Annotated in this window: 13 protein-coding genes and 1 other RNA gene; 11 read left to right on the top strand and 3 right to left on the bottom strand. The window is 40.5% G+C overall.

From position 1 onward, the window contains the following. Window positions 1-78: 78 nt before the first annotated feature. Window positions 79-1,749: an alpha,alpha-phosphotrehalase gene (gene treC / locus AWM74_RS03730; protein ID WP_026465193.1), complete on the bottom strand. Its 1,671-nt coding sequence runs from the start codon at window positions 1,747-1,749 to the stop codon at window positions 79-81. Between the two features lie 80 nt (window positions 1,750-1,829). Next, window positions 1,830-3,332, bottom strand: a complete 1,503-nt coding sequence (treP, locus tag AWM74_RS03725; protein WP_026465194.1) for a PTS system trehalose-specific EIIBC component — start codon at window positions 3,330-3,332, stop codon at window positions 1,830-1,832. A gap of 263 nt (window positions 3,333-3,595) precedes the next feature. On the opposite strand from treP, the gene tadA reads away from it, so the two are divergent. From tadA to ffs, 11 genes are all read left to right on the top strand, one after another. Beyond that, a complete protein-coding gene (gene tadA, locus AWM74_RS03720; protein ID WP_026465195.1) occupies window positions 3,596-4,123 on the top strand; it encodes a tRNA adenosine(34) deaminase TadA in 528 nt (175 codons plus the stop codon). Between the two features lie 117 nt (window positions 4,124-4,240). Then, entirely contained in the window at window positions 4,241-4,567 is a 327-nt protein-coding gene (locus AWM74_RS03715) for a hypothetical protein (RefSeq protein WP_232089653.1), read from the top strand. Next, the gene (locus tag AWM74_RS03710) at window positions 4,554-6,509 is read left to right on the top strand and encodes a V-type ATP synthase subunit I (RefSeq protein WP_026465197.1); all 1,956 of its coding nucleotides are present in this window, start codon (window positions 4,554-4,556) and stop codon (window positions 6,507-6,509) included. The genes AWM74_RS03715 and AWM74_RS03710 overlap by 14 nt, the downstream gene beginning before the upstream one ends. 32 nt (window positions 6,510-6,541) lie before the next feature. After that, window positions 6,542-7,021, top strand: coding sequence for a V-type ATP synthase subunit K (locus AWM74_RS03705; protein WP_026465198.1), 480 nt, complete (start codon window positions 6,542-6,544; stop codon window positions 7,019-7,021). Between the two features lie 43 nt (window positions 7,022-7,064). Continuing rightward, window positions 7,065-7,634, top strand: a complete 570-nt coding sequence (locus AWM74_RS03700) for a V-type ATP synthase subunit E (protein ID WP_026465199.1) — start codon at window positions 7,065-7,067, stop codon at window positions 7,632-7,634. Window positions 7,635-7,652: 18 nt separating this feature from the next. Beyond that, on the top strand, window positions 7,653-8,654 hold the full coding sequence (locus AWM74_RS03695; protein ID WP_026465200.1) for a V-type ATPase subunit: 1,002 nt from the start codon (window positions 7,653-7,655) through the stop codon (window positions 8,652-8,654). Next, on the top strand, window positions 8,644-8,955 hold the full coding sequence (locus tag AWM74_RS03690) for a V-type ATP synthase subunit F (RefSeq protein WP_026465201.1): 312 nt from the start codon (window positions 8,644-8,646) through the stop codon (window positions 8,953-8,955). Before AWM74_RS03695 ends, AWM74_RS03690 begins: the two co-directional genes overlap by 11 nt. A gap of 56 nt (window positions 8,956-9,011) precedes the next feature. Further along, entirely contained in the window at window positions 9,012-10,787 is a 1,776-nt protein-coding gene (locus AWM74_RS03685; RefSeq protein ID WP_026465202.1) for a V-type ATP synthase subunit A, read from the top strand. Beyond that, window positions 10,787-12,169, top strand: a complete 1,383-nt coding sequence (locus AWM74_RS03680) for a V-type ATP synthase subunit B (protein ID WP_026465203.1) — start codon at window positions 10,787-10,789, stop codon at window positions 12,167-12,169. The genes AWM74_RS03685 and AWM74_RS03680 overlap by 1 nt, the downstream gene beginning before the upstream one ends. A 6-nt stretch (window positions 12,170-12,175) precedes the next feature. Then, window positions 12,176-12,811, top strand: a complete 636-nt coding sequence (locus AWM74_RS03675; RefSeq protein ID WP_026465204.1) for a V-type ATP synthase subunit D — start codon at window positions 12,176-12,178, stop codon at window positions 12,809-12,811. A 347-nt stretch (window positions 12,812-13,158) separates the two neighbouring features. Further along, window positions 13,159-13,258, top strand: an RNA gene (gene ffs, locus AWM74_RS03670) — signal recognition particle sRNA small type. A gap of 63 nt (window positions 13,259-13,321) precedes the next feature. Here ffs and AWM74_RS03665 read toward each other — a convergent pair. After that, a complete protein-coding gene (locus AWM74_RS03665) occupies window positions 13,322-14,020 on the bottom strand; it encodes a GAP family protein (protein WP_026465205.1) in 699 nt (232 codons plus the stop codon). Window positions 14,021-14,079: the final 59 nt, after the last annotated feature.

Raw genomic sequence — 14,079 nt, 5'->3', positions numbered from 1 at the left:
TAATTTTTATGAAAATTGTAGTCTAGAAAAGGAGCTGGAAATCCAGCTCCTTTTTCATCTATCTATTTCTAAAATACGCTATTTCGAAAGGAATGCAACTGTTTCATACGGTCCTAACTCGAATGAGGCTGTCATTTTATCTAAATCACCATTACCTAATAACTTGTCATAGTCACGGGTTAAATCAACGCTTCCTGGTAGGTCAACTTGACTGGTGCCTGGGTAGAAGTGTGAGAAGACATACAAGATTTGGTCGCCATAAGTTCGGTAGTAAGCTAATACTTCCGGGTGGTCGGTTAGTAATTCGTGGTAAGCACCGTCTTGGATGATAGGTAGTTCATGGCGCAATTGAATTAATTTTTGGTAATACGGGAAGATTTTACCTGATTCAAGTTCCTTCTTCACGTTGATATCTTTGTAGTTGTCAGCTACTTTCAACCATGGTGTACCAGTGGTAAAACCGGCGTTTTCTGAATCATCCCATTGCATTGGGGTCCGGCTAGTATCGCGGGACTTAAATTTAATAATTTCCATCGCTTCTTCTTCAGAAACACCTTTATCTAATAAGATTTGGTAGTTGTTGAATGTTTCGATGTCGTTGTAGTCGTTGATGTCGTCGAAATCTGGGTTTGTCATACCAATTTCTTCCCCTTCAAAGATGTAGGGAGTACCACGCATCATGTGAATAGTTTGGGCAAGCATGGTGGTTGTTTCGTATGGATAGTTTTCGGTGTCACCGAAACGAGAGTTAGCGCGTGGTTGGTCATGGTTGTTCCAGAATAGGGCATTCCATCCATTGCCATCTGACATGCCTTTTTGCCATTCGTTTAAAATGTCTTTTAAAGATTGGAAGTCGAAATCAACTTTAGACCATTTCTCGCCGTCTTTGTAATCAACTTTTAAATGGTGGAAGGAGAAGATCATAGCTAATTTGTCTTCTTCAGGATTGGTATAACGAACACCGTCTTCAACTGTTGTAGAGGACATTTCACCTACTGTGACAAAGCCTTCAATATCGCCAAAGGTAGATTGAGCCATTTCTCGAATCCAAGCATGTGAATTTTCAGTATCCGTATATAAACGTTTCTCCTGGGTAGAACCTGGACCACCTGTTGAATCTTCGAGAACTTCACTTTTACCTATTACATTCATCACGTCAAAACGAATGCCATGTACGCCTTTATCAATCCAAAAGCGGATGATATCGAATAGGGCTTCACGCACTTTTGGATTATGCCAATTTAGGTCGGCTTGGGTCACGTCGAAGAGGTGCATGTAGTAATTGTCAGTGTCGCCAAATGGTTCCCAAGCAGGGCCACCGAATTTAGATTCCCAGTTTGTTGGCAGAGACCCGTCTTCTTGAGCGGGGCGAATGTAATAGAAGTCTTGGTAGTATTCGTCGCCAGCTAGGGCTTTTTGGAACCACTCGTGTTCAGTAGAGGAGTGGTTTAAAGGCATATCCAACATCAAGTCGATACCGCGTTTTTTACCTTCCCGGACTAATTCTTCAAAATCATCCATAGTTCCAAAACGTGGGTCGATGGCTGTGTAGTCTGAAATGTCATATCCGTTATCATTTTGTGGCGATGGGTAGAAGGGGTTCATCCAAATCATGTCGACACCTAGTGTTTCCAGGTAGTCTAATTTTTCAATGATTCCTCTAAGATCACCAAAACCGTCCCCATCCGTGTCGTTAAAAGACTTTGGATAAACTTGGTATATTACCTTTTTCCCTAAATCATTTGTCATTGTGTCTTCCTCCTTTTTAGAAAAAAGCTCGCCCAGGGGCATCCAAGGCGAGCGTGAAACTTGAATCTATCTGGCTAATGCTAGAACTTGATATTGAAATCGATTTTGTTATTAGCTAAGAAACCAGTTTTCTTAAATACAATTGTCAATGCGAATGGTACAACGATGGCGATGGCCATAGCTAGTAAGAACCAACCCCAGTATTGGAATTGAATCGCTAGGATGCCAGGTAAACCACCAACCCCGATTGAGTTAGCTGTAATTCCAACTGTTGTTGAAAGTAAACCGGCTAAACCTGAACCAATCATCGCTGCAATAAATGGGTAAACATATTTAATGGTTACACCGAACATTGCCGGTTCAGTTACCCCTAAGTAAGCTGATACAGCTGATGGAATGGTAATTTGATTTTCTTTCTCATCTTGACGAGTTGTCCACCAAATTGCCATAACCGCAGATGCTTGAGCAATATTTGATAGGGCGATCATTGGCCATAAACCAGTACCACCAAAGTCAGCCACTAACTGTGTATCGATTGCGTTGGTCATATGGTGTAAACCAGTAATTACAAGTGGAGAGTATAGGGCACCAAAGATTAAACCGAACAACCAAGAAACAGGTCCAGTTAAACCAGCGTACACAACACCAGAGATCCAAGTACCTACAGTCCAACCGATGGGGCCTAAAACTGTATGCGCCAAGATAATGGCAGGTACTAATGATAAGAATGGCACGAAAATCATTGATATCATCTCTGGGATGTATTTACGCCAGAATTTTTCAAGCCAAGCCAATGATAAACCTGCGAACATGGCCGGTAATACTTGGGCTTGGTAACCAATCATATCTAATTGGAAGAAACCGAAGTCCCATTGTGGTACTTCACCAGCTAGGATAGCATCTGGTGCAGCATAAGCATTTAGTAATTGTGGTGAAACTAATGTGATACCTAATACGATACCAAGAATTTGAGTGGTACCCATTTTACGTGTTACAGACCATGTAATCCCAACTGGTAAGAAGTGGAAAATGGCTTCACCCGGTAACCAAAGGAAGCTGTTCACCCCGGCCCAGAATGATGAAACATCAACAATCGTGTTGTATTGAGGTGTACCGTCACCCATCGTTTGCGCAACACCATCAATAATTTTTTGCCCAAGGAACTCCATTGGCACCCCTTCAAGCACGTTACGGAAACCTAAAATAAGCCCCCCGACGATAATTGCTGGAATAATTGGTGCAAATACTTCAGCTAAGAAGGTCATTGCCTTTTGTAGCCAATTTTGTTGCTGGTCGGCAGCTGCAGCTTTCACCGCTTCTTTTGACGTACCAGAAACACCGGAAACCGCTTCAAAATCGTTGTAAAAATCTGCTACCTTGTTCCCAATAATAACTTGGAATTGACCAGATTGGGTAAATGTTCCTTTAACAGAAGGGATCTCTTCAATAGCTTTAACATCCGCTTGTTTAGGATCATTTAATACAAACCGCATACGCGTTGCACAGTGTGTAACGGCGTGGATATTTTCCTTACCCCCAATGTCATCCAGTAAGGATTTAGCATCCTGTTTAAAATCACTCATTTTTCTTCCTCCTCTATAACGAAAATGCCCCAAGAAATCCAACTAGTAATTGCAAACTTGTCTATACAAGTTATATACAAGGTTATTATATAATGATAACGGTTTCAAATCAAGTCAAATCACTCAATCAAAATTTTTTTTATAGGGCTATAGTTAATAGGAAGAAAGTGATTAAAAAGTCCGGTGAGCCCCACCTATCAGTTGGTTGTAAGCCTTGGTAGTGGTATGATTATGGCATGTTTTAGACCGAAATGAGGTGTGGAATGTCAGAAGAAAAGGATACAAAATTCAATACACTTGACGTGGACCAAGTTGCTTTTATGGAGGCAGCGATTGAAGAAGCGAAGAAGGCAGCAGCTATTGGTGAAGTGCCAATTGGGGCAGTTGTCGTCTACCAGGGGGAAATCATCGGGCGTGGCCATAACTTGCGTGAGACCAGCCAGGATGCAACAACCCATGCGGAAATCCTCGCTATACAAGAAGCCAACCGTAATCGAGCATCGTGGCGGCTAGCGGATGCAGATTTGTATGTGACGTTAGAACCCTGTCCTATGTGTTCGGGTGCCATGATACAAAGTCGTATCAAACGTGTCTATTATGGCGCTTATGATCAAAAGGGTGGCACGGCAGGAACATTGATGAATATACTGAATGATAGTCGGTTTAACCATCAAGTTGAAGTCATTGATGGTGTCATGCATGACGAATGTAAAGCACTTTTACAAGATTTTTTTATTGAATTACGCAAGAAACGCAAAAATTCAAGTCGTAAACCAAAAGTAGAAAACTAAGCGAAATGTCAAAATACTAAAAAATAAGACATTGTGATTTATTTAGCGTTTATATTTAAAAAAAGCGTTTTCTTTGTTATAATTAAGTTGTTATAACGCTTTTAGGGGGTGAATTGGGTGTCCAGCAAAACTTTAGCAAAAATTGTCGATACTGAGAAAGCAACGCAAGCACTAAGTGATAAATATGCAAGTAAGCGAGAAAGTTTATTAGAAGACAAAAATCGCAAATTAAGCCAAATGGCGTCTGAAAAAGATGCAATCTTGAAAGATTATCAAGAAGCGCAGCGTGCCGAGAATGAAAAAGCTTTACAAGCGTACAAATCTGAAGAAAAAGCGAAGAACGATCAAGAGATTGAGGAAATTGAGAATCAATTCCAAGGCGCTTTGCCATCTTTAGTCTCACTTGTAATTGAGGAGGTGAAAAATAGCTATGGCAATCGCTAAGATGCAAAAAGTATCGATTGTAACGGCGCCAAGTAACAAGGACCACTTGTTATACACTTTACAAACGATGCAGAATATACAAGTTAGTGACCTTTCCTTAAAGGTAACCGGTCAAGACTTTACCTTCAACAATAATTACCAAAGTGATCAAGATTATCAAGTCATTTATGAACGCGGGCGAGAAGTATTACATTATCTAAGTCAATACCAACAAAAGGTATCTTTAAAGGATAAAATTACGACCAAACGCCCACAAATGACCATGGATGAACTACATCAAACTGTGGATGAAGCAGCAGCTTTACAATTGATTGAAAAAGTCGAAGCCTTAAGACAAAAGCGTAACGACATTCAAGACCAACGCCAACGGGTTGAAGATGAACAAACAACCATCGCCAAATGGCGGGCCCTAGATGTTGATCCAAAATCTCTACAAGAATTAAAACTATTCGATGTTCGTCTAGGAACGATTCCAAATGACGAAAACCGTCACCACTGGCAACAATTAAAAGCCATTGAAGATGTGGCTGTTGAAGAAGTTTTTGCTAACGAGAATGAAATTGGTGTCGCAGTCGTTGCCTTACCAGGTCACCACGACAACCTGCAAGCAAAACTTGCAGAAAATTATTTCTCTGAAGTAGAGTTTAATTACGGACAAACCCCAGAAGAGACCTTCCAAACATTGGAAAGTGAACGGAAACAACTTATCAAAGATGAGGAAGTCGTTGTTAAAGACATTAAAAACATGCAAGGATCTAAAGCCACTATTCAATTAGCGGTAGAAGAATTCTTTAACCGTAGTCAACGTGCCAACGCAGCACAGCTTTCATATGATAACCAACAGTTATCTTTATTCAGTGGTTGGATTGAAGAAGCGCAAGTTGAAAACTTGCAAAGCGCTTTAGAAGAAGCTTTTGATGTGCACACGTTTGCTATTATTTTAGAAGAAACAACAGAACAAGAAGTTAAAGAAGATGAAGTGCCAATCAAATTACATAATGCTTCTATAGTAGAACCATTCGAAATGATTACTGAAATGTACTCATTGCCAAATTACCGGGAGAAAGACCCAACCAACTGGGTAGCTGGTTTCTACATGTTATTCTTCGCAATGATGATGGGTGACTTTGGTTATGGTGTACTCCTTTGGATTGGGACACTCTTCGCCTTGAAGGTAATGGATTTACGGAAAGGGACCAAACGTTTCGTTAAATTTGGTCATATCCTATCCTATCCAACCATGTTAATTGGTTTAGCTTATGGATCCCTATTTGGTGAAGCTTTACCATTCGGTTTGATCAATCCAACTGAAGATGCCTTAACCCTAATGATTATCTCTTTAGTGATTGGTTACATTCACATCTTTGTAGGTTTATGCTTAAATATCAGATTACAGCTTAGTCGTAAAGATTATGCATCAGCCTATAATGACGGTATTGGTTGGTTAGCACTGTTAATAGCGCTAGCTATTGGTATTACTGGCTTTATGACCGGTATGGATATGTTGATTCCTATTGCAAAATGGTTTGCTATTATTGCAGCTGCAGGAATTATCTTGGTTCCTATGTTCACGAGTAATAATAAGGCAGTTGGTGGTGTCGTTGGTTTGTATAACTTATACGGTGTATCTTCGTATGTAGGAGATTTCGTTTCTTATACACGACTAATGGCTTTAGGTATTTCAGGTGGAGCTATTGCCATGTCCTTTAATATCTTGTTCACCATCTTGCCAGTGCCTGTTCGATTTTCAGCGGGTATTTTGATGATTATCGCCTTACAATTATTTAACATGTTCTTATCATTACTATCTGCCTACGTTCATAGTATGCGCTTAGTATTCGTTGAGTTCTTTGGTAAATTTTATGAAGGTGGCGGGCGTGCCTTTAAGCCGATTCGCACACTACAAGAGTTTGTTTCTCTAAAAGACGTAGAAGAAAATTAATTAAAAGACAACAAAATGGAGGTTTTTAAATAATGAATACATGGTTTGAATTTTTTGTAGAAAATGGTGGCCAAATCTTTGCTATGGTCGGAATTGCAATTGCCGTAATATTCTCTGGTATGGGTTCTGCTCGTGGTGTTGGTGAAACCGGTGCGGCTGCAGCTGCTTTGGTTAAAGATCAACCTGAAAAATTTGCCCAAACATTAATCTTGCAACTATTACCCGGTACACAAGGTTTATACGGTTTCGTTATCGGTATCATGATTTACTTACAATTAGGCACAGGATTAGACTTAACTCAAGGTCTACAATACTTAGTAGCAGGTATCCCAATCGGTTTAGTAGGTTGGATCTCAGCACGTTGGCAAGGACACACAGCGACAGCTGGTTTACAAATCTTAGCTAAACGTCCTGAAAACGTATCTAACGCTATTATCTACTCTATCATGGTTGAAACTTACGCAATCTTAGCATTCGTTATCTCTCTATTATTAGTACTTTCTGTTGGTTAATCACTAATCAAGTAGAAAAACCAAAAGAAGGAGGATTAGTCGAATGGCAGATATTCAAATTTTAGTCGATCAAGTACTAGCCAATGCTGAAAACGAAGAAAAAGCATCATTAGCGGCATTTGAAGCTGAAACGAATGAAGAAATCAACAAAGCCAAAGCGCAAAACGATGAGCAAATTGTGACTGAAAAGCAACACATCGAAAACGCTGAAGCTAGAAAATTACAAACACAAAAACAAAGCTATTTAAACGTCTTACGTAATGAAAAATTACAAGCTAAACAAGCCTTACTAGAAAAAGTCTACCAACAAGCTATTGTTGAATTACAACAATTATCAAGCGAAGAGTTTACTAGTTTTATTAAAGGCGCTTTAGACCAAGTAGCAGGCACTGAGAACCTTACGTTAACAGTAGGTGAATTCAGCCAACATCAATTCGACGCTGACCAAGTGAAAGCCTTAAACCCATCTATTCAATTAGATGACACTTTCCTTCCTAAGCGTTCAGGTTTTGTCTTAAGTAACGAAGAAGTGGACTATAACTTTACTTTTGAATCAATCATTGACCAAAAGAAAAAAGCATTAGCGCCAAAATTAGTGAAACAAGCATTCTAAGAGAGGGGAGTGACAGCAATGCCAAACGCTACATATGCACAACTGGATACAACCATTCGTGTAAAAGAAAGTAGTTTGCTAGCAAAAGAAGACTATGACGCACTTTTACGTGCCAACTCCCTTGAAGATGTATTTGCTGCCCTACGCAAAACCAACTATCATATCCCTGAAAATATCGGGGAAACACATGATTTCGAAGGGTTCCTAACCCGTGATTTACGTGAAATGTATGCTGGTTTATATGAAGAAACGCCTGTAGATGAAGTGGTAGACGTATTTGCCTTGCGTTACAGCTACCACAATTTGAAAGTATTATTCAAAGAATGGTATACAGAACGCGATTTCTCGCACATGTATATCAACATCGGCCGTTTTTCAATCGAAGCCTTACGGACCTTAATGCAAACTGGTGAAGGTAACCAATTCCCAGAAGTCATGAAAGCTGGTGTTCAGCATGCACGTGATTACTACGATGAATACCAAGATTTAGATGGGATTTCCATTCTCTTAGACCAAGCATACTTGGGACATTTAAGAGCTATAGCAGATGAATCAGATGATCAAGATATGGCGAAGACCCTATTGATGATGATTGATTTAGAAAACTTGTCTATGGTTGTTCGTGGTATGAAACAAGGCCGTTCTCGTGGGTTCTTAGAAGCAGTTTTATCTGATGATGGGACTTTTGAAGAGGTAGAATTAGTCGACTTAGCGACGAGTAAAGACTATAACCGCGTATTGGATAAATTTGCCAGCTTACCATTCGCTGGTAAAATCAATGACCGCATCAGCGCCAACGACCCAATCGACGTGGTGCAATTAGATAAAAAAATCAAAAAAATCGAGGCTGAAGAAATTCGTCAGTCAGCTTGGGTACCATTTGGCCCAATGCCCGTATTGGCTTACATTTACTTCAAAGAAAATGAAGTAGCCAATTTGAGGTTAATTTTAAACGCGAAGGAATATGATCTAGATCAAAAAAGTGTGGAAGAAAGGATGCGACCTATTTATGGCTTATAAAATCGGTGTAGTCGGTGAAAAAGACGTCGTTGTTCCTTTCCAATTGATTGGTTTCGACGCCTATCCAGTGATTTCAGGCCAACAAGCCCGTGAAACAATCCGGACAATGGCAGATGACCACTATGGTGTGATCTATTTGACCGAAACAATCGCACAGCAAATTCCAGACACCATTGCCTTTTACGACACACAAGTTACCCCAGCAATCATTCTGATTCCTTCACACAAAGGGAGCTTGGGTATCGGGCAGTCTCGTGTAAATGACAACGTTGAAAAAGCGGTTGGTCAAAATATTCTATAAGAAATCAAAATACACAAATGAAAAATCATAGAAAACGATAAGAGGGAGGAACAGTCTTGAAAGACGGAAAAATCATTGAAGTTTCCGGTCCACTGATTAAAGCAAGTGGCATGGAAGAAGCTGCTGTTCGTGATATTTGTTTAGTAGGTGACCTACAATTAACAGGGGAAATCCTTGAAATGCACGGCGATGTTGCTTCAATTCAGGTATACGAGGAAACTTCTGGTCTTAAACCTGGCCAAGTAGTAAAAACAACTGGTCAACCATTATCAGTTGAACTTGGACCTGGTATGTTAACGAAAATGTTTGACGGTATCCAACGACCTCTACAAGAGTTCATGGATTCAACCGACTCAAACTACTTAGAACGTGGTGTGCAAGTAGCGCCCCTAGACCGTTCAGCAGTATGGCATTTTACTCCAACTGTTGAAGTAGGCACACAAGTTACAGGTGGTGACATTGTGGGTACTGTTCAAGAAGGTCCCGTAATTGAACACCGTATCATGGTGCCGGTTGGCGTTTCAGGTACAGTGAAATCAATTCAAGAAGGCGACTACACTTTAGAAGATAATGTGTACGTCTTAGACACTGAGCAAGGCGAGAAATCATTCACAATGATGCAAACATGGCCAGTTCGTCAAGGTCGTCCTTTTGCCGAAAAATACTCACCAAATAAAATTATGACAACAGGTCAACGTGTTATCGATACTTTCTTCCCAATTTCAAAAGGTGGGGCAGCAGCAGTTCCAGGGCCATTCGGTGCCGGTAAGACAGTTGTGCAACACCAAATTGCTAAATATGCGGATGTAGATATCGTGGTTTACGTTGGTTGTGGTGAACGTGGTAACGAAATGACGGACGTAATTAACGAGTTCCCTGAATTGGTTGACCCGAAAACTGGTGAATCAATCATGGAACGTACTGTGTTAATTGCCAACACTTCAAACATGCCGGTAGCAGCCCGTGAAGCTTCTGTTTATACAGGGATCACAATTGCTGAATACTTCCGTGACATGGGTTACTCAGTAGCGATTATGGCCGATTCAACTTCTCGTTGGGCGGAAGCACTTCGTGAAATGTCTGGTCGTCTAGAAGAGATGCCTGGTGACGAAGGTTACCCAGCTTACCTAGGTTCTCGTATTGCAGAATACTATGAGCGTGCAGGTATCGTCCGTACTTTAGGTAGCGAAGGCCGTACAGGTTCAGTTACAGCGGTAGGTGCCGTGTCGCCTCCAGGTGGGGATACATCTGAGCCGGTTACACAAAATACCTTACGAGTTGTAAAAGTATTCTGGTCATTAGATGCCAACCTATCTCGTCAACGTCACTTCCCAGCCATTAACTGGTTAAGCTCATACTCATTGTATGATTCAGAAATCTACAAGGGTGTAGCGGAAGAATTAGGTGTTGAATGGGGTCAATGGGTACAAAAAGCCATGAATATCTTAACTGAAGAAGACAGCTTACAAGAAGTTGTACAATTGGTTGGTATTGATGCTTTATCTGAAAAAGATAAAATGACCCTACTAATCGCAGCCATGATTCGTGAAGGTTACTTACAGCAAAATGCCTTTGATGAAGTAGATACAACAACTTCAGCGAAGAAACAAGAGAAAATGTTATTCAACATTTTAACCTTCGACCAAGAAGCGCGCCAAGCAATGGAAAAGGGTACTTACTACCAAGAAATTGCTGACAACACTGTCGACTTACGCGAAAAAATCGTGCGTTCTAAATTTATCCCAGAAGATCAATTAGACCGCATTGACGCTATCAACAATGAAATTAAAGAAGCTATGACAGAAATATTGAAAGGAGGCAGCTACGCATAATGTTAAAAGAGTATAAATCTATCTCCGACGTTTATGGTCCCCTAATGATTGTAGAAGACGTTGAAGGCATTAGTTTTGATGAGTTAGTAGAAGTACAATTACAAACTGGTGAAAAACGTCTAGGACAAGTGCTTCAAGTAGAAGAAAGTCGCGCAGTCGTACAGATCTATGGTGGTGGTTCTGGTATTAACTTACAAGACACTAAAGTGCGCTTCCAAGGACATCCACTTGAATTCGGCGTGTCTGAAGACATGATTGGTCGTGTATTCGATGGACTTGGTAACATCAACGATAACGGTCCAGAAATCATCGCTGACGAAAGCCGTGACATCAATGGGCAAGCCATTAACCCAATGGCTCGTGACTACCCGGATGAGTTTATTCAAACTGGAATCTCAACAATTGACCACTTAAACACCTTAGTTCGTGGGCAAAAACTACCCGTATTCTCTGGTTCAGGTTTACCGCATAAAGAGCTTGCTGCCCAAATCGCACGTCAAGCCACTGTGCTAGGTGACGACGATCAATTCGCCGTTGTCTTTGCAGCAATGGGGGTAACTTTTGAAGAGGCTGAATACTTCATGGAATCATTCCGTGAAACAGGTGCCATCGACCGCTCTGTTTTGTTCATCAACTTAGCGGATGATCCTTCAATCGAACGTTTAGCAACACCAAAAATTGCCTTAACAGCAGCAGAATACTTAGCCTACGAAAAAGACATGCAAGTATTGGTTATCATGACTGACATGACTAACTACTGTGAAGCCTTACGTGAAGTATCTGCAGCCCGCCGTGAAGTACCAGGACGTCGTGGTTATCCAGGTTACTTATATACAAACCTTTCTACATTATATGAACGTGCTGGCCGTATCAAAGGCTCTAAAGGTTCTGTAACGCAGATTCCAATCCTGTCTATGCCAGAGGATGACATTACCCATCCAATTCCTGACTTAACAGGTTATATTACCGAAGGGCAAATTATCTTAGACCGTGACCTTGATGCACGTGGTATTGAGCCACCAATCAACGTATTGCCATCACTTTCTCGTCTAAAAGATAAAGGTACCGGTGAAGGTAAAACACGTAAAGACCACGCTGCAACCATGAACCAACTATTTGCTGCTTATGCGAAAGGTAAACAAGCCAAAGAATTATCTCAAGTATTGGGTGAATCAGCCCTATCTGAAACAGATAAGAAATACGTAGAATTTACCACAGCATTTGAAGACAAATACGTTGATCAAGGTTTTGAGTACAACCGTACGATTGAAGAAACCTTAGATCTTGCTTGGGAATTACTAGCGATCTTGCCTCGTACAGAATTAACACGTATTAAAGATGATTTAATCGATACATACATGCCTTCAACTGAAGGAGAGTGATTTTAAATGGCAAATGCGCTAAATGTCAAACCAACACGGATGGAACTGAGCACATTAAAAGACCGTTTAAAAGTTGCTCAAAATGGTTATGACTTACTAAAAGATAAGCAAGATGAATTGATGCGTCAGTTTATTGAATTGATCAAAGAAAATAACCGCTTGCGCAATGAAGTAGAAGATGAATTGTCGGGTGCCTTAGGTAATTTTGTATTGGCCTCATCATCAATGAATGACGCCTTTATGGAAGAAATCGTGGCCTTACCGACTAAACAGGTCAACTTAGAAATTGCCAAGAAAAATATCATGAGCGTTGACGTACCTAAGATGTCATTTTCATACGACGATGACAATCAAAACAGCGACAACGAAGTGAAATACGGTTACCTAAACACATCTAGTGAATTAGACGATGCCATCGAAGTCTTGAACGATGTCATGCCTAAGCTGTTAAAATTGAGCGAAATTGAAAAAACGTGTCAATTAATGGCAACGGAAATTGAATCCACAAGACGTCGAGTAAACGCCTTAGAATACCGAATGATTCCAAACATCAAGGAAACCATCAAGTATATCCAAATGAAACTAGACGAAAACGAACGAGCATCAATCACCCGGATGATAAAAGTAAAAGACATGGGTTAATAATAGGATGTGAGAGTCGACGCCAAGACAGGAAACGTTGGAAGATTAGCGATGAAGATGACGCAGTCAGGTACAACCTAATCTGAAACGCAGTCCTCCCTGGAGGCTTGAACCCGACTAAGGGTGTGAGGCGCTATGTTTGCAACATTAGCCAGTCTAATTGTAATCTTATGTAGCTTTCGACTTGCACTTACTTATCATTCAAATAGTTTTCAAAGCGAGAGATCAAATCAATTAAAATAATTGGTTTGGTCTCTTTTTCATATATGACCATTCTTTGGAAGGTTTCGTAATATGGAAGAAGTCCTTTACAAAGCTCCCTTAAAAATGGTATAATTAAATTTGCCGAAAGGCCTTGCGGCAAGGGTAGAGATGTGAACCGGGTCAGATGGGGAACCAAGCAGCTCTAAGCATTGTCTATCCTGTGCTGTAAGTTAGTATAAATTTAAACGGCTAAACGCCAAACGCCAAGTGTGTCCATTCACGCTTGGCGTTTTTTTATGGCCAATTTTAGAAAATTTGTATGCCGTACCCAAATAAGGCAACAGCAATCAGAAAGAGGATAACTGGCAAAATGCGTGTGATAAAAAAGTCCATCCAGCCCGCAATTTGTGTATAAATTGTCGTTAAGCGGCTTTTAAAGAATAGGGACATTAAAAATAAGCCGTACATAGGTAATACAAACAAGACAAAGGAGTAAAAGGCCAGGAGTAACGTTGCTTGTAGATCGGTAATCGATATAGTTGCATAGTAACTAAGTAAGGCTAAATATGGCGCTATTGAAGAGATTTCGGCTAGACAAGAGGCAATACCCAGCATGATCAATGCGCCAGCTGATAAGTGCGTTTCTTCTGCTTGGGTAACGGCTTTCTTTTGCACCTCTTCCTGGCTTGTTGCAGGTTGGTCTTTATTCAAGTGGGTATAGGTTAAATAAGCGATGATCAAAAGACTGGCTGCCAACGCTAGGTAACGCCATGTGTATAGATAATGGTGGTTTACCCAATTGAAGGCTTGGAAAATCCAATCAGAGAAACCAAAGTAGAAGGCTAAACCGATTAAAAAGTTTCCCAGACCAATGGGGAAGATAAAATACAAAATATGATATGGGGATTTAATTTTAGATTGTAAAATGAATTGCTGGGTGAGCGCAAAGGGATTAATGCCATCGATTAAGCCAGCAATTAAGGTCGTTGTAAAGACTGCAAACATGATTTCCCTCCTAAAAAAAACCGGATAGACATCCAAGCAGCACACCTTCAATTTGAAGG

Source organism: Aerococcus urinaeequi, from assembly GCF_001543205.1.
GTDB lineage: Bacteria > Bacillota > Bacilli > Lactobacillales > Aerococcaceae > Aerococcus > Aerococcus urinaeequi.
The sequence above is the reverse complement of the archived record's forward strand: the minus strand, read 5'-3'. Positions and strand labels throughout refer to the sequence as shown.